General features: G+C 71.7%; 14 protein-coding genes. 9 read left to right on the top strand and 5 right to left on the bottom strand.

The window, feature by feature from the left end:
* Positions 1-71 precede the first annotated feature (71 nt).
* From ACFFQA_RS02470 to ACFFQA_RS02460, 3 genes are all read left to right on the top strand, one after another.
* Entirely contained in the window at positions 72-815 is a 744-nt protein-coding gene (locus tag ACFFQA_RS02470) for a FadR/GntR family transcriptional regulator (protein ID WP_377850207.1), read from the top strand.
* 41 nt (positions 816-856) lie between these two features.
* A complete protein-coding gene (locus tag ACFFQA_RS02465) occupies positions 857-2,197 on the top strand; it encodes a glycoside hydrolase family 76 protein (RefSeq protein ID WP_377849900.1) in 1,341 nt (446 codons plus the stop codon).
* A gap of 397 nt (positions 2,198-2,594) precedes the next feature.
* The gene (locus ACFFQA_RS02460; protein WP_377849898.1) at positions 2,595-3,068 is read left to right on the top strand and encodes a carboxymuconolactone decarboxylase family protein; all 474 of its coding nucleotides are present in this window, start codon (positions 2,595-2,597) and stop codon (positions 3,066-3,068) included.
* Between the two features lie 584 nt (positions 3,069-3,652).
* Here the strand turns inward: ACFFQA_RS02460 and ACFFQA_RS02455 are convergent.
* Positions 3,653-5,635 (bottom strand): phosphocholine-specific phospholipase C, encoded by a 1,983-nt coding sequence (locus ACFFQA_RS02455; RefSeq protein ID WP_377849897.1) that lies wholly within the window; start codon positions 5,633-5,635, stop codon positions 3,653-3,655.
* 69 nt (positions 5,636-5,704) lie between these two features.
* Entirely contained in the window at positions 5,705-7,279 is a 1,575-nt protein-coding gene (locus ACFFQA_RS02450) for a PP2C family protein-serine/threonine phosphatase (protein WP_377849896.1), read from the bottom strand.
* Positions 7,280-7,776: 497 nt separating this feature from the next.
* Between ACFFQA_RS02450 and ACFFQA_RS02445 the strand changes: the two genes are divergently transcribed.
* On the top strand, positions 7,777-12,243 hold the full coding sequence (locus ACFFQA_RS02445) for a HAMP domain-containing protein (protein ID WP_446681667.1): 4,467 nt from the start codon (positions 7,777-7,779) through the stop codon (positions 12,241-12,243).
* A gap of 33 nt (positions 12,244-12,276) precedes the next feature.
* Here the strand turns inward: ACFFQA_RS02445 and ACFFQA_RS02440 are convergent, their stop codons facing one another.
* Positions 12,277-14,022, bottom strand: a complete 1,746-nt coding sequence (locus ACFFQA_RS02440; RefSeq protein ID WP_377849894.1) for an ATP-binding protein — start codon at positions 14,020-14,022, stop codon at positions 12,277-12,279.
* Positions 14,023-14,312: 290 nt separating this feature from the next.
* Here ACFFQA_RS02440 and ACFFQA_RS02435 point away from each other — a divergent pair, with 290 nt between their 5' ends.
* Positions 14,313-14,708: an STAS domain-containing protein gene (locus ACFFQA_RS02435; RefSeq protein WP_377849893.1), complete on the top strand. Its 396-nt coding sequence runs from the start codon at positions 14,313-14,315 to the stop codon at positions 14,706-14,708.
* A 238-nt stretch (positions 14,709-14,946) separates the two neighbouring features.
* Here the strand turns inward: ACFFQA_RS02435 and ACFFQA_RS02430 are convergent, their stop codons facing one another.
* The gene (locus ACFFQA_RS02430) at positions 14,947-15,288 is read right to left on the bottom strand and encodes a PepSY domain-containing protein (RefSeq protein WP_377849892.1); all 342 of its coding nucleotides are present in this window, start codon (positions 15,286-15,288) and stop codon (positions 14,947-14,949) included.
* A 158-nt stretch (positions 15,289-15,446) separates the two neighbouring features.
* Here ACFFQA_RS02430 and ACFFQA_RS02425 point away from each other — a divergent pair, with 158 nt between their 5' ends.
* Complete coding sequence (locus ACFFQA_RS02425) at positions 15,447-16,448, top strand: hypothetical protein (RefSeq protein WP_377849891.1); 1,002 nt, start codon at positions 15,447-15,449, stop codon at positions 16,446-16,448.
* Between the two features lie 19 nt (positions 16,449-16,467).
* A complete protein-coding gene (locus ACFFQA_RS02420; RefSeq protein WP_377849890.1) occupies positions 16,468-17,388 on the top strand; it encodes a cobalamin-binding protein in 921 nt (306 codons plus the stop codon).
* Between the two features lie 4 nt (positions 17,389-17,392).
* Here ACFFQA_RS02420 and ACFFQA_RS02415 read toward each other — a convergent pair whose 3' ends face one another.
* The gene (locus ACFFQA_RS02415; protein WP_377849889.1) at positions 17,393-18,358 is read right to left on the bottom strand and encodes an iron-siderophore ABC transporter substrate-binding protein; all 966 of its coding nucleotides are present in this window, start codon (positions 18,356-18,358) and stop codon (positions 17,393-17,395) included.
* Positions 18,359-18,455: 97 nt separating this feature from the next.
* On the opposite strand from ACFFQA_RS02415, the gene ACFFQA_RS02410 reads away from it, so the two are divergent.
* A complete protein-coding gene (locus ACFFQA_RS02410; RefSeq protein WP_377849888.1) occupies positions 18,456-20,633 on the top strand; it encodes an iron ABC transporter permease in 2,178 nt (725 codons plus the stop codon).
* Positions 20,630-21,868, top strand: coding sequence for an enterochelin esterase (gene fes / locus ACFFQA_RS02405; RefSeq protein WP_377849887.1), 1,239 nt, complete (start codon positions 20,630-20,632; stop codon positions 21,866-21,868). The genes ACFFQA_RS02410 and fes overlap by 4 nt, the downstream gene beginning before the upstream one ends.
* Positions 21,869-21,880 lie beyond the last annotated feature (12 nt).

Genomic DNA, 21,880 nt, shown 5'->3' with positions numbered 1-21,880 from the left:
GTCACCTTGCCAGCCCGGTTCGGGGCCGGTCAAGCCAAAGGGGGCGGCAGATGGCGGATGCTGGTCACCAGGTGCGGTTCGACCGAGTCAGCCCGGTGCGGGCCTACGAACGCGTGGTGGAGCAGATCGAGGAGGCGGTGCTCTGCGGGCGCCTGCGCCCCGGCGAGCACCTGCCGAGCGAGCGCGACCTGATGGTCCAGTTCGGCGTCGGGCGCTCCACGGTGCGCGAGGCGCTGCGGGTGCTGCAGAGCAACGGACTGGTGCGCTCCAGGGCGGGCGATCCGCGCGGTGCTCAGGTGCAGGCGGTGTCGCCGGGCGCTCTCCAGAAGTCGATGACCATGCTGGCCCGCGCGGACACCCTGGGCCTCGCCGAGCTGGTGCAGTTCCGCATGCTGCTGGAGGGCTCGGCGAACCAGCTCGCCGCGCGGCTGCGAACACCCGAGCAGCTCGCCGAGATGGACACGGCGATGGACGTGATGCGAACGGCCGTCGACGAGGGCTACGCGGAGTTCAGCCGCGCCGACGTGGCGTTCCACGAAGCCGTGGCGCGGGCGACCGGCAACACGTTGATCCAGATCTGCGGCACGGTGGTCCGCGACGTCGTGCTCGGCCTGATCGAAGACAAGATCGTCAACGCGCCGGACAGCCGCGCGCTGATGCTGACCTCGCTCGAACACCATTCCCGCGTCCTGGAAGCGGTCCGGGACGGCGACGGTGAGCTTGCGGCCCGTCTTGCCAGGCGGAGCCTGTACGACTACTACGCCGAATACGTCCCGGAAGACGAACGCGCGATGTTGCTTCCCCTTCTGGACTAGGGGATTCTCGTGGTGCCGCCCCAAGCACCCGGGAGACACCCATGCGTCTTCGCGCGGCCTTCGCGGCCCTCATTCTCGTGCTCTCAACGGCATTACCGGCCTCAGCCGCCGACCATCGCGCTCGGGCCAAAGCGGCCAACAGCGCACTGGCCCAGTTCTACGACCAGAACACCGGCCTGTACCGGACAACGAACTGGTGGAACGCGGCGAACGCCCTGAACGCGGAGCTCGACTCCGACCGCCTGCTCGGCACTTCGACCGGGCGCGCGCACGCGGTGACAACACACGCGAAGCACTCACCGGGCGGCTTCCTCAACGACTACTACGACGACCAGGGCTGGTGGGCGCTGACCTGGATCAACGCCTACGAGCTCACCCGCGACGGCCGCTACCTGAACTCGGCGCGGTCGCTCTTCCAGGACATCACCGGAGCGTGGGACAACACCTGCGGCGGCGGAGTGTGGTGGAACCGCGAACGGCGCTACAAGAACGCGATCACCAACGAGCTGTTCATCACCATCGCGGCGAAACTGGCACGGGTGACGTCGGAAGCGCACTACCGCGACTGGGCGCTCCGTGGGTGGAACTGGTTCCGGTCAACGGGAATGCTCAACCGCGGCGACCTGGTCAACGACGGCTTGGACTCCGCGTGCCGCAACAACTCCGGCGCGATGTGGACCTACAACCAGGGCGTCATCCTGCAAGCCCTCGTCGAGCTCACAGCTGTGACGGGCGACCGGGGTCATCTCGACGTGGCGCATCGCATCGCCGGTGCCGCGACGCGGATGCTCTCCGTGGACCAGCGTGTGCTCCTCGAACCCTGCGAACCGTCCTGCGGCGCTGACGGCCCACAGTTCAAAGGCATCTTCGCCAGAGGGCTGCGCGACCTGCACCGCGCTGACGGGCGGAACTCCTACCGCGCGTTCCTGGCCAGCTCCGCGCAGTCGTTGTGGACGACGTCCCGCAACTCCGCCAACCAGATCGGCCTGAGCTGGACCGGCCCCTTCGACACCGCTGACGCGGCACGGCAGTCCTCGGCCCAGGACGCCCTGAACGCGGCGGTTGCCGTCTCAGCCCCTGTTGCCGCCCCGTCCCCTCGCGCGGCCGCGGCGTGCGCAGATCGCGGCTCAGCGTCGTCCTACGGCCGAACGGCGACGTTGTGGTTGTGCGACAACGGCTTCCACGGCCACCTCCAAGGAGCGCAGGCGGGCGACCAGATCTACGTGAGCACCGACAACCTGCGGTACGCGGTGACCACGGTGTCGGCTGACGCGACGGAGGCGAACACACCGGCCGGCTTCTGGGGGCGCTTCCGCACATGTCTCCGCATCGGCGACCGTCCGCAACTCACTCCCGCATGCACCCCGCACTCCACCTCCTAGCGCCTGTTCTGCAAGTCGTCCCCTTGCCCCGACATGGCACCGCCCCCACACCCCCACACCCCCGTGCACGCGTGGGCCCGTCGGCGTGGTCGGCGTGGCGTGGCGTGGTCGGTGTTTTCGCGTGGGCCACCTGGCGTGGCGTGGTCGGCGTGGTCGGGGTTTTCGCGTTTTGTCACCTTGATGCGCAAAAGAGCGCTCCCATTTCGCATTAAGCCTACAAAACGCGAAAAGAGGGCGCGCGGGTGAGGACACCAGGGGGTGGTGAGGTGGTGTCACCGCTTGCAGGACACAACCTAGGCAGTTGGGTGGAGACGCACGCCACATTCGTCGCTGTCACATCTGGCCGAGCTGTTCCGTCCAGGTTGTGTAACCACCAGCAACAGCGGAGGAGCACACCATGGATGCTCGCTTGAACCTCTTCGGCAACCCGGTCGCAAACAAGTTCCTGAAGTACCTCACCGGAGCGGGCAAGGCGGTCGCGGAGTCGACGCTGCCCGCCGCGACGCAAGAACTGGTGAAGCTCCGCGCCAGCCAGATCAACGGCTGCGGCTTCTGCACCGACATGCACTCCAAGGAGGCCGCGCTCGCCGGTGAGACCTCGACGCGCCTGAACCTGGTCGCGGCCTGGCGGGAGGCCACGGTGTTCACCGACGCCGAGCGCGCTGCTCTGGAACTGACGGAGCAGGGCACCCGCATCGCCGACGCGGCCGGTGGCGTCTCGGATGAGGCGTGGGCGAACGCCGCCAAGCACTACGACGAGGACCAGCTCGCCGCCTTGGTGTCCCTGATCGCCCTCATCAACACCTACAACCGCGTGAACGTCATCGTCCAGCAGCCCGCCGGTGACTACCAGCCCGGCCAGTTCGGCTGACGAGGGACATCTGGCCGGAACCACCTCCCGCCAGCACCACACGCGTCCCGGGCACCTCTCGTCGGCGCCCGGGGCGTTGTCCCGGCACTCAGCGTCGGGCGTGCCCGGCACCCGGCGTCAGGGGCGTGCCCGGCGCTCGGCGTCGGGGGCGTGCCCGGCCAGTCGCCCAAGCGGTGACATGACCGCATCGGCCCGCCCCGAGCCGCCGTTCCAACCCCGCGATGCCGTGTGCACGGGCTGGCGTGGCCGGGGTTTTCGCGTTTTGTCACCTTGATGCGCAAAAGAGCGCTCCCAAGTCGCATTAAGCCTACAAAACGCGAAAAAAGGGGCACGCGGGTGAGGGCGCCGGCGGGCGGCGTGAGCGCGCCGGAGTGCGGCGTGAGGGCGGTCGGGACGAGCGGGCGGGACGAGCGGTCGGTGCGGCGAGGCGGCGCGGCGAGGCGGCGCGGCGAGGCGGCGCGGCGAGGCGGCGCGGCGAGGCGGTGCGGCGAGGTGGCGGGACGAGCGGTCGGCGCGGCGAGGTGGTGTGGCGAGGTGGTGTGGCGAGGTGGTGTGGCGCCAACGGGGGACGGGCGGGACGGGGCCTAGACCGATCCGGACCACGAGGAGGTGCCGTCTTCGGTGTGGCCCGCCAGCCGACGGCGAAAACCGGGGACGTCCACCGCGGTCACCTCCGCGTCGTACCACCCTCGCGGCAGGTGCAGGCGGGAACGGCCTCGCACCACCAACCGCCGCTCCGAACCCGCCATGCGCACCAGGAACGTCACTGGTTCTCCCGTCGCGCCCAGCACCAGCTCCACCCCGTGCGGCGTGACCGCCGAGGACACCGACAGCCGCTCCGTCGACGCGCCCGCGAACTCGCGGCGGAACCCGTTGGGGCCGACCACCATGAAGCGGTACCGCGCGCCCAGCCGCACCGTCTCCGTCACCGGACCCAGGACGTCGAAGTGTTGTGGCACAGGGTATTCACCGGCGTAGGGGTACAACGCCAGATGGGCACTCGCGGAGCCGGTGTTGGTCAGCACCAGCGTGGTGCCCGTCAGGTAGGCGTCCGGCTGGTAGGGCAGAGCGCGGGCGCGGCGGGTCCCCGGTTCCTGGACCGGCATGGTCTGGGTGGGTGGCGGGACCGGGCGCCAGCGGCCGGTGAACGGCGGGGTCGGGGCCGGGCGGCGGATCGTGGGGCGGGGCCTGGTGCGGGTGAAGTCGAAGGCCGACGTGAGGTCACCGGACACGGTTCGCCTCCAAGCGCTGATGTTCGGCTCGGCCACACCGAGCCAACGCTCGACGAAGCGGATCATCGACGTGTGGTCGAAGGTCTGCGAGCACACGAAGCCGCCGACCGTCCACGGGGACACCACCGTCATCGGCACGCGCGGGCCGAGTCCGATCGGCTTGCCGTCGAAGTACTCGTCGGTCGCCGATGCGGGCGGACGCGGCGGCGGGACGTGGTCGAAGTAGCCGTCGTTCTCGTCGTAGGTGATGAACAACGCCGTCCTCGACCAAACATCCACATTGGACGCCAGCGCGTCGAGGATGTCGTAGGTCAGGTTCGCGCTCGACAGCGGCGACGAGGCTCCTGGGTGTTCGGAGTCCACAGAGGACGGAACGAGGTAGCTCACCTTCGGCAGCCGCCCGGCGGCGATGTCCGCGCGAAACTCCGCCGCGAGCCCCTTCGGCCGGACACGACGTAGTGCTCGGTCGTAGAGCCGCCGTTCCGCCGCACCGAGTCCTCGCACGTTCTCCTCAAGGCGCGCGAGCACCACGTCCTGCTCCGTAGGCGGAAGCTTGGCCACAGCGTCGTAGAAGGACGTCAGGCTGCGGTGCTCCCCCGGCAGAACCTTGCGCGCGATCGCCTTGAAGACGGCGAAGAACTCCAGGTTGTTGTCCTGGTAGTTGTCCCACTCCTGATAGACACGCCAGCTGTGGCCCGCGGCCTCCAAGCGCTGCGCGTAGGTCGTCCACGAGTAGCCGGGGTGGTTCTTCTCGTCGTAGGCGTCGTTGCCAATGGCGCGCTTGCCGTTGGCCTCGAAGCCGGTGTAGCCGCTGACCCAGTAGTTGCGGTTCGGGCTGGTCGAACTCGGTACCGAGCAGTGGTAGGCGTCGCAGAGAGTGAACGTGTCGGCCAACTCGTAGTGGAACGGCAGGTCCTGACGGTCGTAGAAGGCCATTGTGGCCGCCGTCTTCGCGTTGACCCAGCCGTTGTGCCAGCCGCCGTTGAGCGCCTTGTGGCCGCCCTCCCAACTGTGGTCGAGGTCGCCGATGTACTGGATGTCCTTGCGGTTGCTGGCATCACGCACCGCGAACGGCAGCACACCCTGGTCGAACACCGGGCTGCCGTTCGGCAGCTCCACCGCGTTGCGGTCCCCGAAACCGCGCACACCGCGCAACGAGCCGTAGTAGTGGTCGAAGGACCTGTTCTCCTGCATCAGGAACACAACGTGCTCGATGGCCCGCAAGCCGCCGGGGCGGGGCGGACTCGCCATAGCGACCTGAAGGGACGGTGGGAGCAGCGAGACCGCCGCGCCGAGCTTCAAGGCGGTACGGCGGGAGACCGGGATTGGGCGCACCGGCCATGCCTACCGGACGCGGGTGGATTTCAGGTTGCGGGCGGTCGAACTCCTGCGGTGACGCCAGAGTCAGGGCTCCGCGCGGACCACGAGCAGGGCGATGTCGTCGCGGTCGTTCTCGCCGATCCACTCGTCGATCGAACGCTCCACCCGTGCCACCACCTCCGACGCCGGCAGGCCGACGCAGGTCTCCAGGACCTCGGTGAGACGGTGCTGGCCGAACATGTGCACACCGTTCGGGCCGGAGCGGGCCTCGGTGATGCCGTCGCTGTAGAGCAGGCACAGCTCCCCCGGGCCCAGCTCAACCCGGCAGGTCGGGAAGCGCGCGTGCGGGAGGATGCCGACCAGGGTGCCCGGCACGGTCACCTCCTCCACGTCGCCGCCGCGGCGCAGCACCAGCGGCGGCGGGTGGCCGCCCGAGGTCAGGTTCAGCGTGAGCCCCCTGGCGGAGCGGGCCATCGCGCCCGCGACCATCGTGGTGAACCGACGGCTCTGCGTGGCCAGCAGGACGTCGTTGAGCAGGTACAACAGCCGTGACGGGTCCTGCTCCACCAGGTCGAGCGCGGCGATCGTGTGCCGCACCCTGCCGGTCAGCGCCGCCGCCTCCGCTCCGTTGCCGCACACGTCGCCCAGCAGGAACAGCACGCTGTTGTCCGCGCGCACGCGCACGTCGTAGAAGTCGCCGCCGACACCGAGCGGCCCACGCGCGGGCCGGTACGCCGCGGCCAGCTCGGCGCCCGGCACCATCGGCAGGTCACGGGGCACCAGCGTGGTCTGCAGGCCGGTGAGCGCGCGTTCGTACTCGTCGCACTTGCGCGCCCTGGCGATGGCGAGGTCCGCGCGCGCCGCGAAATCCACGAGGGTGCGGTGCCGCTGCTGGTCGTAGCCGTAGCGCACGGAGACCACGAGCGCGCCGACGCCCTCCCCGTCCCCGGGCAGCGGAATCGCCAGCACCTCGCCCTCCACATCGGACAGCCAGGGCAGGGTGGCGACCTCGTCGGCCGACATCACCCGCGCGCCGTGCACGTGCCCGGCGAGGGCGGCGGCGAGCACCGGGGCCGAGCCCGGCGAGGGCCTGCGCGCCTTGCCGGGGCCGGGCCGTCCCGCGCGCCACCAGTTCACCCGGCCGCGCGGGATGGGCAGGACGACCACCGCCACGTCACCCAGTACAGGGACCGCCAGTTCGGCGATCTCTCGTGCCGTGTGGGGGACGTCGCGCATCGCGGCCAGGCGCAGTCCCGCCTCGTTGAGGAACACCGCGTCGGTGGCCTGGGGGTGCTCCGCGGGCACCGGGTCCTCGTCGGCCGCGCTCGGCCCGCCCTCCCGGATGCTCCAGCAGTGCCAGCCGCCGCCGAGCTCGCGGCGGCGCACGCTCAGCCGGGTTCCCCGGTGGCTGAGCTCGAAGTCCGCGTCCGGCGCGGTGGCGACGGTGAACAGCGCGCTGCCGGTCGGCTCCGGCCGCCTGCCGAGCACCAGGTTGGGAAACAGCGCGAGTGCCGCGTCGTTGGCGATCTGCACCCGGGCCTCGCTGTCCTGGACGACGACCGCCTCGTCGGAGTCGGCGACCAGGGTTCGCACCAGGTCCAGGGGCACGGTCCGCACCGACGGGCTGCCGGAAAGGGCGCGCGGTTCGGTGTTGCTCACCTGTGATGCCTTCGGTCGGCGGACGAGACTGGCATGGGGGCGCAGGCCAGCCTAGCCGAGTGGGCCGGCGCCGAGGATGCTGCGCAAGGGCGATCTCGAAGGCCGGACGAGTGGCTGGTCCAGACTGTCGGTCGAACGTGGGACGCTGGGGTCCTTCGAGCGAACGGCCTGGAGGTGTCGTGGAGGCGCAGTCACGGGACTCCGTGCGGCGGGAGGACACGGCGAGCACGGTGGACGAGGTGGCGCTGGAGCGGCTGCTCCTGGCCATGACCGACCTGCGCGACGGCAACTTCCGCAGACGGCTGCTGCCGTCGGGGGACGGGGTCGGCGCGCGGCTGGCCGAGGTGTTCAACGAGATCGCCGAGCGCAACCAGCACCTCGTCGGTGAGCTGATCCGGGTGCGGACGGCCGTCGGCGAGCACGGCAGGCTCGACGCGCGGCTGGACCCGGGACCGGCGGGCGGCGGCTGGTCGATGGCGGCCTCGGCGGCCAACGGCCTGGTCGAGGACCTGGTGCGGCCCACCGTCGAGCTGAACCGGGTGCTGGTCGCCGTTGCCGACGGCGACCTGTCGCAGCGCATGTCCACCCGCAGCGGCGGCGGCGAGATCGCCGAGCTGGGCAGCACGGTCAACGGGCTGCTCGCGCAGCTGTCGGTGTTCGCGTCGGAGGTCACCAGGGTCGCGCTGGAGGTCGGCACCGAGGGCAAGCTCGGCGGCCAGGCCGACGTGCCCGGCGCCGCGGGCATGTGGCGCGACCTGACCGACTCGGTGAACGTGATGGCCTCCAACCTGACCGGGCAGGTGCGCAGCATCGCCGCGGTGGCGTCGGCCGTGGCCAACGGCGACCTCAGCCAGCGGATCACGGTCACGGCCAGGGGCGAGGTCGCCGCGCTCGCGGACGTGATCAACTCGATGACCGGCACGCTGCGCACCTTCGCGGGCGAGGTCACCCGCGTGGCCCGCGAGATCGGCTCGGACGGCAGGCTCGGCGGTCAGGCCACGGTCCCCGGCGTCGCGGGCACCTGGAAGGACCTCACCGACAACGTCAACTTCATGGCGGGCAACCTCACCGCCCAGGTCCGCGACATCGCCACGGTGGCCTCCGCGGTGGCCAGCGGCGACCTCAGCCGCAAGATCAACGTCGACGCGCACGGGGAGATCCTGGAGGTCAAGACGACCATCAACACGATGGTCGACCAGCTCTCCGCCTTCGCCGACGAGGTCACCCGCGTCTCCCGCGAGGTCGGCACCGAGGGCAAGCTCGGCGGCCAGGCCCAGGTCCCCGGCGTCGCGGGCACCTGGAAGGACCTGACCGACAACGTCAACGTGATGGCCAACAACCTGACCACCCAGGTGCGCAACATCGCGTCGGTGGCCACGGCGGTGGCGCAGGGCGACCTCAGCCAGAAGATCGACGTGGACGCCCAGGGCGAGATCCTGGAGCTCAAGAACACCCTCAACACCATGGTCGACCAGCTCTCCGCCTTCGCGTCGGAGGTGACCCGCGTGGCGCGCGAGGTGGGCAGTGAGGGCCGCCTCGGTGGTCAGGCCCAGGTCCCCGGCGTCGCCGGGACCTGGAAGGACCTCACCGACAACGTCAACTTCATGGCGGGCAACCTCACCAGCCAGGTCCGCAACATCGCCCAGGTCACCACCGCCGTGGCCCGGGGCGACCTGAGCCAGAAGATCGACGTGGACGCCCGCGGCGAGATCCTGGAACTGAAGAACACCCTCAACACCATGGTCGACCAGCTCTCCGCCTTCGCCGACGAGGTCACCCGCGTCGCCCGCGAGGTCGGCACCGAGGGCATCCTCGGCGGCCAGGCCAGGGTCCCCGGCGTCGCGGGCACCTGGCGCGACCTCACCGACTCGGTGAACTTCATGGCGGGCAACCTCACCAGCCAGGTCCGCAGCATCGCGTCGGTGGCGACCGCGGTGGCCAAGGGCGACCTCAGCCAGAAGATCGACGTGGACGCCCGCGGCGAGATCCTGGAACTGAAGAACACCCTCAACACCATGGTCGACCAGCTCTCCGCCTTCGCCGACGAGGTCACCCGCGTCGCCCGCGAGGTGGGGTCGGACGGCAGACTCGGCGGTCAGGCCACGGTTCCCGGCGTCGCGGGCACCTGGAAGGACCTGACCGACAACGTCAACTTCATGGCGGGCAACCTGACCACGCAGGTCCGCAGCATCGCGTCGGTGACAACGGCCGTGGCGCGCGGGGACCTCAGCCAGAAGATCAACGTCGACGCCCGCGGCGAGATCCTGGAGCTCAAGAACACCATCAACACCATGGTCGACCAGCTGTCGGCCTTCGCCGACGAGGTCACCCGCGTCTCCCGCGAGGTCGGCACCGAGGGCAAGCTCGGCGGCCAGGCCCAGGTGCGCGGCGTCGCCGGGACCTGGAAGGACCTCACCGACAACGTCAACGTGATGGCGGAGAACCTGACCAACCAGGTCCGCAGCATCGCCGCGGTGGCCACGTCGGTGGCGGGCGGCGACCTGCGCAAGAAGATCATGGTCGACGCCAGCGGCGAGGTCGCGGCGCTGGCCGAGACGATCAACGGCATGGTGGACACGCTGCGCGCCTTCGCCGACGAGGTCACCCGCGTGGCCCGCGAGGTCGGCACCGAGGGGCAGCTCGGCGGCCAGGCCAGGGTCCCCGGCGTGGCGGGCACCTGGAAGGACCTCACCGAGAACGTCAACTTCATGGCGCAGAACCTGACCAGCCAGGTGCGCAACATCGCCCAGGTCACCACCGCGGTGGCCCGGGGCGACCTGAGCAAGAAGATCGACGTCGACGCGCGCGGCGAGATCCTGGAGCTCAAGACCACCATCAACACCATGGTGGACCAGCTCTCCGGCTTCGCCGCGGAGGTCACCCGCGTCGCCCGCGAGGTCGGCACCGAGGGCATCCTCGGCGGCCAGGCCGAGGTCATCGGCGTCTCCGGCACCTGGCAGCGGCTGACCCTGAGCGTGAACAACCTGGCGGGCAACCTGACCACCCAGATCCGCGCGATCGCCGCGGTGGCGACCGCGGTGACCGCGGGCGATCTCACCAGGCAGATCTCCGTCGAGGCCTCCGGCGAGGTGGCCGAGCTCAACGAGAACATCAACCTGATGATCGCCAACCTGGCGGAGACCACCAAGACCAACCAGGAGCAGGACTGGCTCAAGACCAACCTGGCGCGCATCTCCGGGCTGATGCAGGGCCACCGCGACCTGGGCGCGGTCGCCTCGCTGATCATGAGCGAGCTGACCCCGCTGGTCTCGGCGCAGCGCGGCGCGTTCTTCCTGGCCCGCACCTCGGCCAGCGGCCGGACCACCCTGGAGCTGACCGCCAGCTACGGCGGGCGCGGCGCCGAGGACGTGGTCACCAGCGTGGCGCTCGGCGAGACCCTGATCGGCCAGGCCGCCGCGGACAAGAAGACCATCCTGGTGACCTCGGTGCCCGCGGGCTACGCGCGCATCTCCTCCGGCCTGGGCTCGGCGGCGCCGACCAACGTGATCGTGCTGCCGCTGCTGTTCGAGAGCCAGACGCTGGGCGTGCTGGAGCTGGCCTCGCTCGGCGAGTTCACCCCGGTGCACCTGGACCTGCTGGAGCAGCTGAAGGAGACCATCGCGGTCAACGTGAACACCATCCTGGCCAACTCCCGCACCGAGGAGGCCCGCCAGGAGCTGGAGGACCGGGCCCGCCAGCTCGCGACGGCCTCGAAGTACAAGTCGGAGTTCATGGCGAACATGTCGCACGAGCTGCGCACCCCGCTCAACAGCGCGCTGATCCTGGCCAAGCTGCTCGCCGACAACCTGGAGGGCAACCTCACCCCGAAGCAGACCGAGTTCGCCAAGACGATCTACTCGGCGGGCAGCGACCTGCTCCAGCTCATCGACGACATCCTCGACCTGTCCAAGGTGGAGGCGGGCAAGATGGAGGCGGAGCGGACCACGGTCCAGCTGCGCGAGCTGCTCGGCTACGTCGAGTCGCTGTGCCGCCCGCTGACGGTGGAGAAGGGCCTGGAGTTCTCCGTCGTCGTCGCGCCCTCGGTGCCGGAGACGCTGCTCAGCGACGAGCACCGGCTCCAGCAGATCCTGCGCAACCTGCTGTCCAACGCGGTGAAGTTCACCCACACCGGCGGGGTGGAGCTGCGGATCCGGCTCGCCGAGCCCACCGAGGCGGGCACCCCGGAGCTGCGCATCGCCCCCGGCCTGCTCGCGTTCGTGGTCTCCGACACCGGCATCGGCATCCCGCCGGAGAAGCTGGCGGTGATCTTCGAGGCGTTCCGCCAGGCCGACGGCACCACCAGCCGCAAGTACGGCGGCACCGGCCTAGGCCTGTCGATCACCCGCGAGCTGACCCAGCTGCTCGGCGGTGAGCTCCAGGTGCACAGCGAGCCGGGCAGGGGCAGCTCCTTCACCCTCTACCTGCCGCTGGACTCCGCGACCCCGGACCCCGACGGCGTGCCCAGCATCGGCGCGGTCGCCGCCCCCGCCGCCGAGCTGTCCCCCGCGGCCCGGTCCCAGCCGATGGTGATCGAGGCGGCGGCGCTGGCCTCGCTGCAGACCTCGGCGCGCTTCCACGGCGAGAAGGTGCTGATCGTCGACGACGACCTGCGCAACGTCTTCGCGCTCAGCGCGGTCCTGGAGATGCACGGCCTGCACGTGGTCTTCGCCGACAACGGCGTTGCCGGGGTGCGCGCGCTGGAGCAGTACGACGACATCGCCCTGGTGCTGATGGACGTGATGATGCCGGAGCTGGACGGCAACGCGACGATCGCGGCGATCCGCGAGATGTCCAGCCACGCCGACCTGCCGATCATCGCGGTGACCGCCAAGGCGATGCCGGAGGACCGCCAGCGCACCCTGGCGGCGGGCGCCAGCGACTACGTGACCAAGCCGGTGGACACCGAGCTGCTGCTCCAGCTCATCGCCACCCACCTGGAACCCGAGAACGCCCAGAGCCCGTAACCCCTCTCCACCAGCGGACCCGGTCCGCGTGGGTCAGAGGGCGCGGACGGTGGCGACCTGGTCCAGGCCGGTGATCGACAGGACGCGGTGGGCGAGGCTGTCGGCCGGGGCGAGCACCGTGAGCTGGCCGCCCGCGGCCGAGGCCTGGAGGGCGAGCTCGAACAGCACGCGCACCCCGGTGCTGTCCACCAGGCGCACCCCGCTGAGGTCCACGGTCAGCGGGGCCGAGCCCGCCCTGCTGAGCTGTTGCAGCCTGCGGTGCACCACCTCGGCGTCCACCGCGTCGAGGATTCCGGTCAACCGCACCAGGACCGAGTCGTGGCCGGGGCGCACGTCGAAGTCCACCGAGTCGGAGTCGCCCTCCCCCGCGGCGCTCTCGGTCGGCGCCGGTTCGTCGGCGAGGCGGCCGCGGCCGAGGTGACGGGACATGCGGACCACCGTCCCGCCGGGACCGCGGAGCACGTCGAGTTCGTCCATGGAGCTGCGGATCAGGTGCATGCCCCGGCCGCGGTGGCGGTTCTCGCCCGGGTCGGTCGCGCGCCACTCGCCCTCATCGGCGATCTCCACCACCAGGTCGCCGTCGGCACGCACCTCGGCGGAGACCAGCACCGGCCCCGGCTCGCGGTCCCGGTAGGCGTGCTCGATCGCGTTCGTCGCGGCCTCGCCGACCGCCAGCTGCAACCCGAGCAGCTCGTCGGTGTCCAGCCCGATCCGCCCCGCCCACTCGCGCAGCGCCCGGCGGATCGTGGCGAGCTGCTCGGGCGCGGCGGTCACGCTGACCGACAGCGGCGGGGTCATGGCCGGCTCCGTCTGGACCACCAGCAGCGCCGCGTCGTCCAGCACCGGTCCGCCGCCGAGCACGGCCCCGACCAGGTGCGCGCACACCCCGTCGACGTCGCGGGGCACACCGCGCAGCGACTCCACGAGCGCGCCCGCGCTGAGCAAACCGTTGGAGTACAAGACGAAAACGTCACCGGCGGCCAGCCGCACGATGTGCGCGGGAGGTCTTCGCGCGGCGAGCGCGAGCGGGGGGCCGACCCGCCCGTCCACCTCGGTCACCCCGTTCCCGGTCAGCAGCAGCGGCCGCGGGTGGCCCGCGCTGCCCAGGCACAGCTCGCCGCGCGCCGGGTCGAGCACGGCGAGGCACACCGTGCTGCCCGCCGCCCCCGGCACGTGGGCCGCGAGGCGGTCCAGCCTGGCGATCACGGCGTCGACGCTCTCGCCCTCCAGCAGCGCGGAGACCGCAGCGCCGCGCAGCTGCGCGGTGACCGCGGTCGCGGCGAGCCCGGCACCGACGACATCGCCGAGCAGCACCGCGAGCCTGCCCTCGCCCACGGAGAGCGCGTCGTAGAAGTCGCCGCCCGCGCGGTCGGCCTGGGTGGCGCAGACGTAGTGGGCGGCGAGGTGGTAGCCGGGGACCACCGGCAGCGTCGCGGGCAGCAACCTGCTCTGCGCGGCGCCGACCGCCCAGCGGACCGCGACCTCGTCGATGTCGACCACCTGGACCAGGCAGCCGGTCACCGCTCCGTCGCCGTCGCGGTGCGGCCCGACCATGGCCACCCTCGGCGGCGTGCCGCCCAGCCCGGTGCGCGTCGGCTCCCCGGTCGCGAGGACCTTGGCCACCGCGGTCTGCAGGTCGGGATCGCCGAGCAGGCCGGGATGGGCGCAGGCGCGGGTGTTGGCGGCGAGCACCCGCCGGTCCGGACCGGCGAGAAGCCACACCGCGCCCGGGAGGTCCTCAAGGGGGAACGGCGTGGCGACACCGGGACGGTCGGGCACGGTGCCTCCATGATCGCGCTCGGCGGTGAGTCAGATCGGGCACGGGTTCCGTGCTTCCCCGCGCCGCAAGGGGCCATGGTGCCTGCCCTGGAAGCATCCTCGCAGGGTGGGCGGAGGAATCCGATAGCCCGGAAGCACCGCGGCGGGAAGCACCACCACGACCGAGGCGCTCCCCAGGTGGACCGGCCGAGCAGGTTCGGCCCAGCCTATAGACTCTCCGATGGTGGTTTCACGCGGCATCGGGGGTCCCGCGTGCCGAACCACGGCTACCGCGTCGACGAGGAGCGCACATGACGTGGCACGCGGATCGTCCGACCCCGGGCGACGGCGGCGACGGCGCCGACGACCTGATCGAGGTCTCGGTGCGGCCGCTGCCCGGCGGCTCGGTGGTGCACGTCCGCGGTGAGATCGACATGGTCAGCGCGACGCCGCTGCGCCAGGAGTGCGTCGGCCAGCTGGACCGCTCCGGTCCCCTGCTGGTGCTGGACCTGTCCGAGGTGACCTTCCTCGGCTCCTCCGGCCTGTCCGTGCTCGCCGAGACCGCGGAGCTGGCCAAGGCCCGCAACAAGCGGTTCCGGCTGGTCTACCAGGGCCCGGTCGTCGGCAACCCGCTCGCGGTCACCGGCATGGACGCGGAGTTCGACTCCTACGACAGCCTCGAACTGGCCGTGGCCGACCAGTCCTGACCCGCTCGGCGCCGGTCGCGGGAGCGCTGTGCGCGCGGAACGCGTTCCCGGCCGGTGGTCGCGCACAGGGCGACGCGGCGCGGGCGAGGGTGGCTTTCGCACGCCTGGGGGTCCCCCCGCGTTCCAGGATGACCGCGAGCGCGGGCGGAGTGCCAGCCCGGGGCGGGCCTGGGTGGATCTCGGCTCACCGGCACCGGTCATCCGGCACCGGTGGCCACCCGTCGTTCGCCGCCGGTGGTCAGTCGTCGTCGAGTTCCGGCAGGACCTGGCCGGTCTCGGCGTCGATGTCCACGTCGCGGCGCTGCCCCTGGCTGTTGGCCAGGTCGACGTCCCAGACGCGGCGGCCTTCGTCGGTGTCGAGGTCGATGGCGGTGACCCGGTAGCCGGGGGCCGACTCCTCGGCGAGGCGGGCCGCGTGGTCGCGGTCGATCCTGGGCGGGTTCGTGGCCGAGGGCCCGCCGGGCGGCGGCGCCTGGGTGGCGGGCAGCGGCACGGTGGGCGCGGTCTTCGGCGGCGGCGCCACGGAGCAGCCGGTCAGCAGCGCGAGGGCGACCAGGGCGCATACTCCCCTGAAGATCATCGTGCATCACACTTTCGGGTACAGCGCGGTCACGTCCGTCCGGCGGAGCTCCCCGTCAGAAGCCCCAGTTCACCGCGTTTTCCACCTGATCAGGGCACACCTGCCGGGCCGGGCGGGCCCGGCGAACAGTGCTCCGGGTGACCGCTACGGTACCCGGCGTGATCAGCACGAAGACTCGCAAGCGGCAGGGCTCCGCCGGGCAGCGACCGGTGGCGTCCTCGGTCTGGATCCGCCCCGCCCGCGTGGGTGAGGGCCGTCAGGTCGCGGCCCTGCTGCCGAACGACCCGGGCACCGCCGAGCTGCTGCGGTCCTCCATCGAGGCCGACCGCGCCGACGGGACCAACGGCACCGAGCTGCTGGTGCTGGTCGCCATCGACCGCAGGACCGAGCGCATGGTGGGCATGGGCGCGGCGGGCATCCCGCGCCAGTGGATCGCCGCGCTGAAGCTGCCGCAGCAGGCCGCGCGCCTGGTCTCCAGGACCATGGTCGCCGTCGGCGCGCTGTCGGTGGTGCCGGAGGCCATGCCGCAGAAGCTGATCGGCCGCGTGCTCAACCGGCTGGCCGACCACTACCGCGCGGCGGGCTTCCAGTGGATGGCCGGGCACTGCGCCACGGGCGCGCACGGCTGGCTGGACCACCTCGTCGAGTCCGGGTTCACCGTGGGCGACAAGGGCGTCGGCATGCGCCTGCAGTCCGCGCTGTGGCCGATCCCGGCGAACCTGGCGACGCAGCAGACGCAGCACGCGTTCTTCCGCCAGCTGGCCGACGAACCGACCGTGCTGATGTCGCTGCAGGGCGTCCCGCTCCAGCTGCGCGAGGGCACCGCCCCGGCTGCCGCCACCACCGCCATCACCACCGCGGTCCCCGCTCCGGCGGAGACCGCCCCGGCGGAGAAGGCCCCCGAGCCGCCGAAGGCCCCGGCCGAGAAGGCCACCGCGCCGAAGCCCGCCGAGACCAAGCAGGCCGAGACCGAGACCGCGGAGCAGGCCAAGGAGCAGGCCGAGGCGGACACGATCCGCACCGTGCGCCGCCGGGTCTCCGCGGCCAAGGGCCGGCTGACCCGCGCGCTGGACAGCGGCGACGAGGACCGGATCAGCGCGGCCCGTGCGCACCTGGCCACGCTGGAGAAGCAGGCCGCGTCGCTGGGGATCGTCAACTAGCGTGGGCACACTGGGCGGCGTGCGCATTGTCTCGCTGCTGCCCGCGGCCACCGACATCGTGGCCGAGCTGGACCTGATGCCGCTGCTGGTCGGCCGGACGCACGAGTGCGACTGGCCGCCCGGCGCGGTGGACGCGGTGCCCGTCGTCACCGCGAGCGAGGTGCGCCCGGAGGTGCTGACCAGCCGGGAGATCTCCGAGGCGGTGGGCGGCGCGGGGCACAGCGGGTCCGCTCTGTACACAGTGGACACGGCTCGGCTCGCGCGGCTGCGGCCGGACCTGGTGCTCACCCAGGACCTGTGTGACGTGTGCGCGGTGTCCTACGAGCAGGTGTCCGCCGCGGTGCGGGCGATGGACGCCGACACGCGGGTCCTCAGCCTGGAGCCGCGCACGCTCGACGAGGTGCTGGACTGCCTTGCCCAGGTCGGCCGGGTGCTCGGCGTCGGAGAACGCGCGGCGGAGCGGATCGCGGAGCTGCGCGCCCGGCTCGACGCGGTCGGCTCGGCCGTTGCCGGCCTGCCGCGACCGAGGGTCGCCGCGATCGAGTGGCTCGACCCGCTGTGGCCCGCCGGGCACTGGGTCCCCGAGCAGATCGCCCGCGCGGGCGGCACCGCCCTGCTCGCGAGTCCGGGCGAGCACACGGAACCGATGACCTGGCAGTCCCTTGTGGACGCTCAGCCGGAGGTGGTCGTGTTGCTGCCGTGCGGTTTCCCGCCGGAGCGGACACTCGCCGAGCTGCACACGCTGACCGACCGTCCCGAGTGGACGGAGCTGCCCGCGGTGCGCGAGGGCGCGGTATGGGTGCTCGACGGTCCCGCCTACTACAACCGGCCCGGCCCCAGGGTGGTGCGCGGGGCCGAGGTACTGGCGAAGGTCCTGCACGGGGTGGAGACCGGCGCGCCCGTGACCGAGGCCGAGGCGCGGCCGGTCCTGTCCCGCTGACCGGTCAGGAGCCGGTGAGCGCCTTGCGCACGTCGTCGGCGACGGCCATCGCGGCGAGCGGTGCGCCCCTGGTGGTCCACACCGAGCCGGGGACCGTGACGACGTGGTTGGCCTTGACCGCCTTGAGCTGCTGGAAGGCCGGGGTGCCGCGAACCGTGGCCAGCGCCTGCTCGCCGTCGGCGGTGAGCGTGCTCAGGAACAGCCAGTCACCGTCGATCTTGTCGAGCGCCTCCAGGCTCAGCGTCTGGGAGTGCGCGGTGCCCTCGGTCCGCTGGGCGTCCGGGCGCCGCAGGCCGAGGTCGGCGACGACGGAGCTGGCGAACTGGTCCTTCTCCATGAAGCTGGGGCCCTGCGGGTTCCAGCGGACGATGCTGACCAGCGCCGAGCCCGCCGCGCCGAGCCCGCCCCGCACCTCGGCGATCTTCTTGTCGTAGTCGGCGAGCACGCCCGCGACCTTGTTCTCGACGTTGAGCGCCTTGGCGACGTTGGCGAGGTGCTTCTTCCAGTCGTCGTCCTTGGTCATGGTGACCAGGGTGGCCGGGGCGATCCTGCGCAGCTGCTCCAGCACCTGCTTGTCGGTCATGTCACCGGCGAGGATCACGTCCGGCTCGGCCTGGAGCACCTTGTCCATCACCGGGCGCAGCAGGTCGCCGACGACCGGGATGCCCGCGATCCGGTCCCCGAGGTAGGCGGGCGGCGTGGTGAGGCCCTGGCCGTTGGTGATGCCCGCGGGCTTCACCCCGAGCGCGAGCGCGGCGTCGAGGTCCTCCTGGGTGAGCACGACGACCTTCTTGGGTGCGACGGGGACGCTGACCTCCGCACCGGTCGCGTCGACCACCTTGCGCGCGGCGGCGGCCTCGGCGGCGGGCTCGCTCGGCGCGGTGGGACCGCACGCGGCAAGTCCTACCGCGAGCAGGGCTGTGGTCAGCGCGGCGACCAACGGCCGGCCGGCCCTGGGCGTTGTGCTCATCTAAGCGCTCCAATGATCGGAGTGGGGGTGATCGGGGAGGGAGGAAAGGCTCCGGCTGGTGACCCACCGCGCCGGGCAGTTAGGTTAGCCTCCCCTTATGTCGGTTACGCAAGCGCTCCGCCGGGGTGACGAGGTCGACGGACCGCGACCGCGAGGCCCTCAGGAGACCGGCGTCACACCCGGCCGGGGCGGCTCGGCGCGCTGGCTGTTCGCGGCGCTGCCGGTGCTCGTGCTCGGCCTGGCGTTCGTCTCGATCCTGGTCGGGGCGGGGCACATCGGACCGGGCAGGACGCTCGGCTACTTGTTCGGCGGGATCGTGGACCCGCAGCTGGAGATGGTGGTCACCACGTTGCGGGTGCCGCGCACGGTGGTCGCCGTGCTGATCGGCTGCGCGCTCGGCGTGAGCGGCGCGTTGTTGCAGGCGGCGACGCGGAACCCGTTGGCGGACACCGGTTTGCTGGGCGTCAACAACGGTGCGGCGCTGGGCGTGGTCGCCGGGATCACCTTCGCCGGGGCCGAGAGCGGCGCGGCCTACCTGGCGTGGGCGTTCACCGGGGCGCTGCTGGCGAGCGCGGTCGTGTTGCTGCTTGCCACCTTCGGCCGGGGCGCCGCCTCCCCGCTGCGCCTGGTGCTCGCGGGCTCCGCGCTCGGGGCGACGCTGGCGGGCGCGACGTCCTTCATCCTGCTCAGCGATCCGAGCGGCTACGACAGGTACCGGTTCTGGGTGCTGGGCTCGCTGTCCGGGGTGACGCTGGAGCACGCCGTCCAGGTGCTGCCCGCCGTCGCGATCGGACTTGCCGCAGCGGTTCTCGTCGCCCGTCCCCTGTCCGCGCTGGCCCTCGGCGAAGACGCCGCGCGAGCACTGGGGCACCGTCCCGGGGTGATCCGCCTCGTCGTGGCCGGAGGCGTCGCGCTGATCGCGGGAGCGGCGGTGTCCCTTGCCGGGCCGATCGCGTTCCTCGGCCTGCTCGCCCCCTACGTGGCGCGGGCGCTCGTCGGCACGCGGATGGTCGCGCAGCTGGTGATGTCCGGCATCATCGGCGCACTGGCGCTCCTCGGCGCGGATGTGTTGGCGCGCATCGTGGTCAGGCCGTTCGAGGCGCCGGTGAGCGTGCTGCTGGCGCTGATCGGCGCGCCCGCGCTGGTGTTGATCGCGCGCTCCAGGAAGCTGTTGAGCCTCAGCGCCCCGGAGCAGCCGGAGACCTCTGGCGGACGGGCGGCAAAATCGGCTCCTGGCAAGGCCAAAGTCCAACCGCCGGACAGCTTCGTTTTGCGCGCCAAGGACTACTCGCTGCTCGTTCCTCGACGTGCGACGTTCGCGGCTGCGGGAATGCTGGTAGTGCTGGCGATTGCCGTCGTCGCGTCCACTGTGCTCGGCCAGTCCACGCTGAGCCCGGACCGCGCGCTGGCCGCCCTGTTCGGCGAGGGCAGCCGCGCGGCGCAGCTGCTGATCCAGGAAATTCGCTTGCCGCGCATCGTTTCCGGGCTGCTCGCGGGAGCCGCTCTCGGCGCGGCGGGCTGCCTGACGCAGAGCCTCGCGCGGAACCGGCTGGCCACCCCGGACCTGCTCGGTGTCAACAACGGCGCGACCGTTGCGGTGCTGGTGATCTCGATGTCCAGCGCCGCGGGCATGATCGGCGCGTGGTGGGCGGGCCCGCTCGGGGCGCTGCTGGCCGCAGTGGCGGTGCTGCTGGTCGCCGGGGGCATGGGCAGCCAGGGCTCGCGGGTGATCGTGGTCGGCCTCGCGATGTCCACGGCGATCGGCTCGCTGACGAACCTGGTGCTGTCCTTCGGGAACCTGCACACCGCGAACGCGATCTTCACCTGGACCATCGGCAGCCTCAACGGCCGGGACTACGGCGTCGCGCTCCCGGTCGGCATCGTGCTGGCGGTGCTGCTGCCGGTCACGGTGCTGGCCGCGAGGCAGCTGGCGTTGCTGCGGCTCGGCGAGGACACCGCGGCCACCCTCGGCCTCAACCGCAAGCGGGCCCAGGTGTTCGTGCTGGCCATGGCGGTCGCCCTCGCGGGGATCGGCGTTGGCATCGGGGGTCCGGTCGTGTTCGTGGCGATGGCCGCGCCGATCATCGCGAGCAGGCTCGCCGGACCGGTGCGGGTCCCGGTGGTCGGCTCGGCGCTGGCGGGCGCGGTGCTCGTGGTGGCGGCGGACACCATCGGCCGCGTCGCGACGCCGACGGAGCTGCCGGTCGGTGTGATCACCACTTTGCTGGGCGGCCCGTTCCTGATGTGGGTGCTGCTGCGGGGGGACTCGAAGTGAACACGCTCCTCGAAGAGCTGGCCGCGACCGGTGACCAGGATGCGTTCTGGGCGCGGGTGGCCGAGCTCGGCACTCCGTTGGTGGAGCCGGACGGAGATGGCCACCACCGCGTGACGTTGCTGTGGCGGGACCGCGGCGAGGGCACGCGCGCGGTGCTGGCGTCGGTGAACACGCTGACCGACCGTCAGCGGCATCGGGGCGACCTCGGCCCGAGCCTGCTCAGCAGGATGCCAGGAACGGATGTGTGGCACATCGAGCTGCGGCTGCGCGCGGACCTGCGGGCGACCTACCAGATGTTCGCCTTCGACGACCGCGATCCGGGCCTGGACCCGGCCAGGATCGACCGCGCGGCCTGGCGCAAGCTCCTCGACATCGCGGAGCCGGATCCGCTGAACCCCGTGCGGTTCCCCAACAAGCGCGGTGCCCCGATGAGCTCGGTGCTGGAGCTGCCGGAGGCTCCTCCGCACCCGTGGTGGCGGCCGAGGGACGTGCCCGCCGGTGCGGTGACCGAGCACCGCGTGCGCAGCGAGATCCTCGGCAACGAGCGCACGGTCTGGGTCTACGCACCCCCCGGACGCCCGACCGGGCCGCTGCCGGTGCTGGTGCTGCTCGACGGCGACGTGTGGGGACCGCTGGTGCCGATCAGGGCGACGATCGACAACCTGGTCGCGGAGGGCCTCGTCCCGCCGATGGTGGTGCTGATGCCCGACGTGATCGACCGAGACCACCGGCTGCGCGAGCTGGCCTGCCACGAGCCGTTCGTCCGGTTCCTGGCCGACGAGCTGCTGCCGTGGGCGCGACGCGGGTTCCCGGTCACCTCGCGCGCGTCGGAAACGGTCATCGCCGGGCAGAGCTTCGGCGGCCTGACGGCCGCGTACGCGGGACTGGTCGCGTCGTCGGAGTTCGGCGTGGTGCTGTCGCAGTCGGGGTCGTTCTGGTGGCCGGAGGACTCACTGGGCAACGACGAGGAGTGGCTGTCCCGCGAGTTCGCCCGTTCGCCCCGGCTGCCGGTGCGGTTCTACCTCGAAGCTGGTCTGTTGGAGTGGATGTTGCTGGCTGCCAACCGGCATCTGCGCACCGTCCTGGAGGCCAAGGGCTACGACGTGATCTACCGCGAGTACCTGGGAGGACACGACTACGTCTGCTGGCGCGGCGGCATCGCGGACGGACTGATCGCGTTGTTCGGTGGTTGCACTCGCGATCAAGGGCGCTACCGTCGCGGGGACGGATCGTGACGAGGGGGTCTC

The organism is Allokutzneria oryzae (assembly GCF_042429765.1).
Classification (GTDB): Bacteria; Actinomycetota; Actinomycetes; order Mycobacteriales; family Pseudonocardiaceae; genus Allokutzneria; species Allokutzneria oryzae.
The sequence above is the reverse complement of the archived record's forward strand: the minus strand, read 5'-3'. Positions and strand labels throughout refer to the sequence as shown.

Bases quoted from the DNA above. Each gene is read 5' to 3' on its own strand.
- ACFFQA_RS02430 (WP_377849892.1), bottom strand. From the start codon at position 15,288: ATGATCTTCAGGGGAGTATGCGCCCTGGTCGCCCTCGCGCTGCTGACC.
- ACFFQA_RS02465 (WP_377849900.1), top strand. From the start codon at position 857: ATGCGTCTTCGCGCGGCCTTCGCGGCCCTCATTCTCGTGCTCTCAACG.
- ACFFQA_RS02415 (WP_377849889.1), bottom strand. From the start codon at position 18,358: ATGAGCACAACGCCCAGGGCCGGCCGGCCGTTGGTCGCCGCGCTGACC.
- ACFFQA_RS02460 (WP_377849898.1), top strand. From the start codon at position 2,595: ATGGATGCTCGCTTGAACCTCTTCGGCAACCCGGTCGCAAACAAGTTC.
- ACFFQA_RS02410 (WP_377849888.1), top strand. From the start codon at position 18,456: ATGTCGGTTACGCAAGCGCTCCGCCGGGGTGACGAGGTCGACGGACCG.
- ACFFQA_RS02435 (WP_377849893.1), top strand. From the start codon at position 14,313: ATGACGTGGCACGCGGATCGTCCGACCCCGGGCGACGGCGGCGACGGC.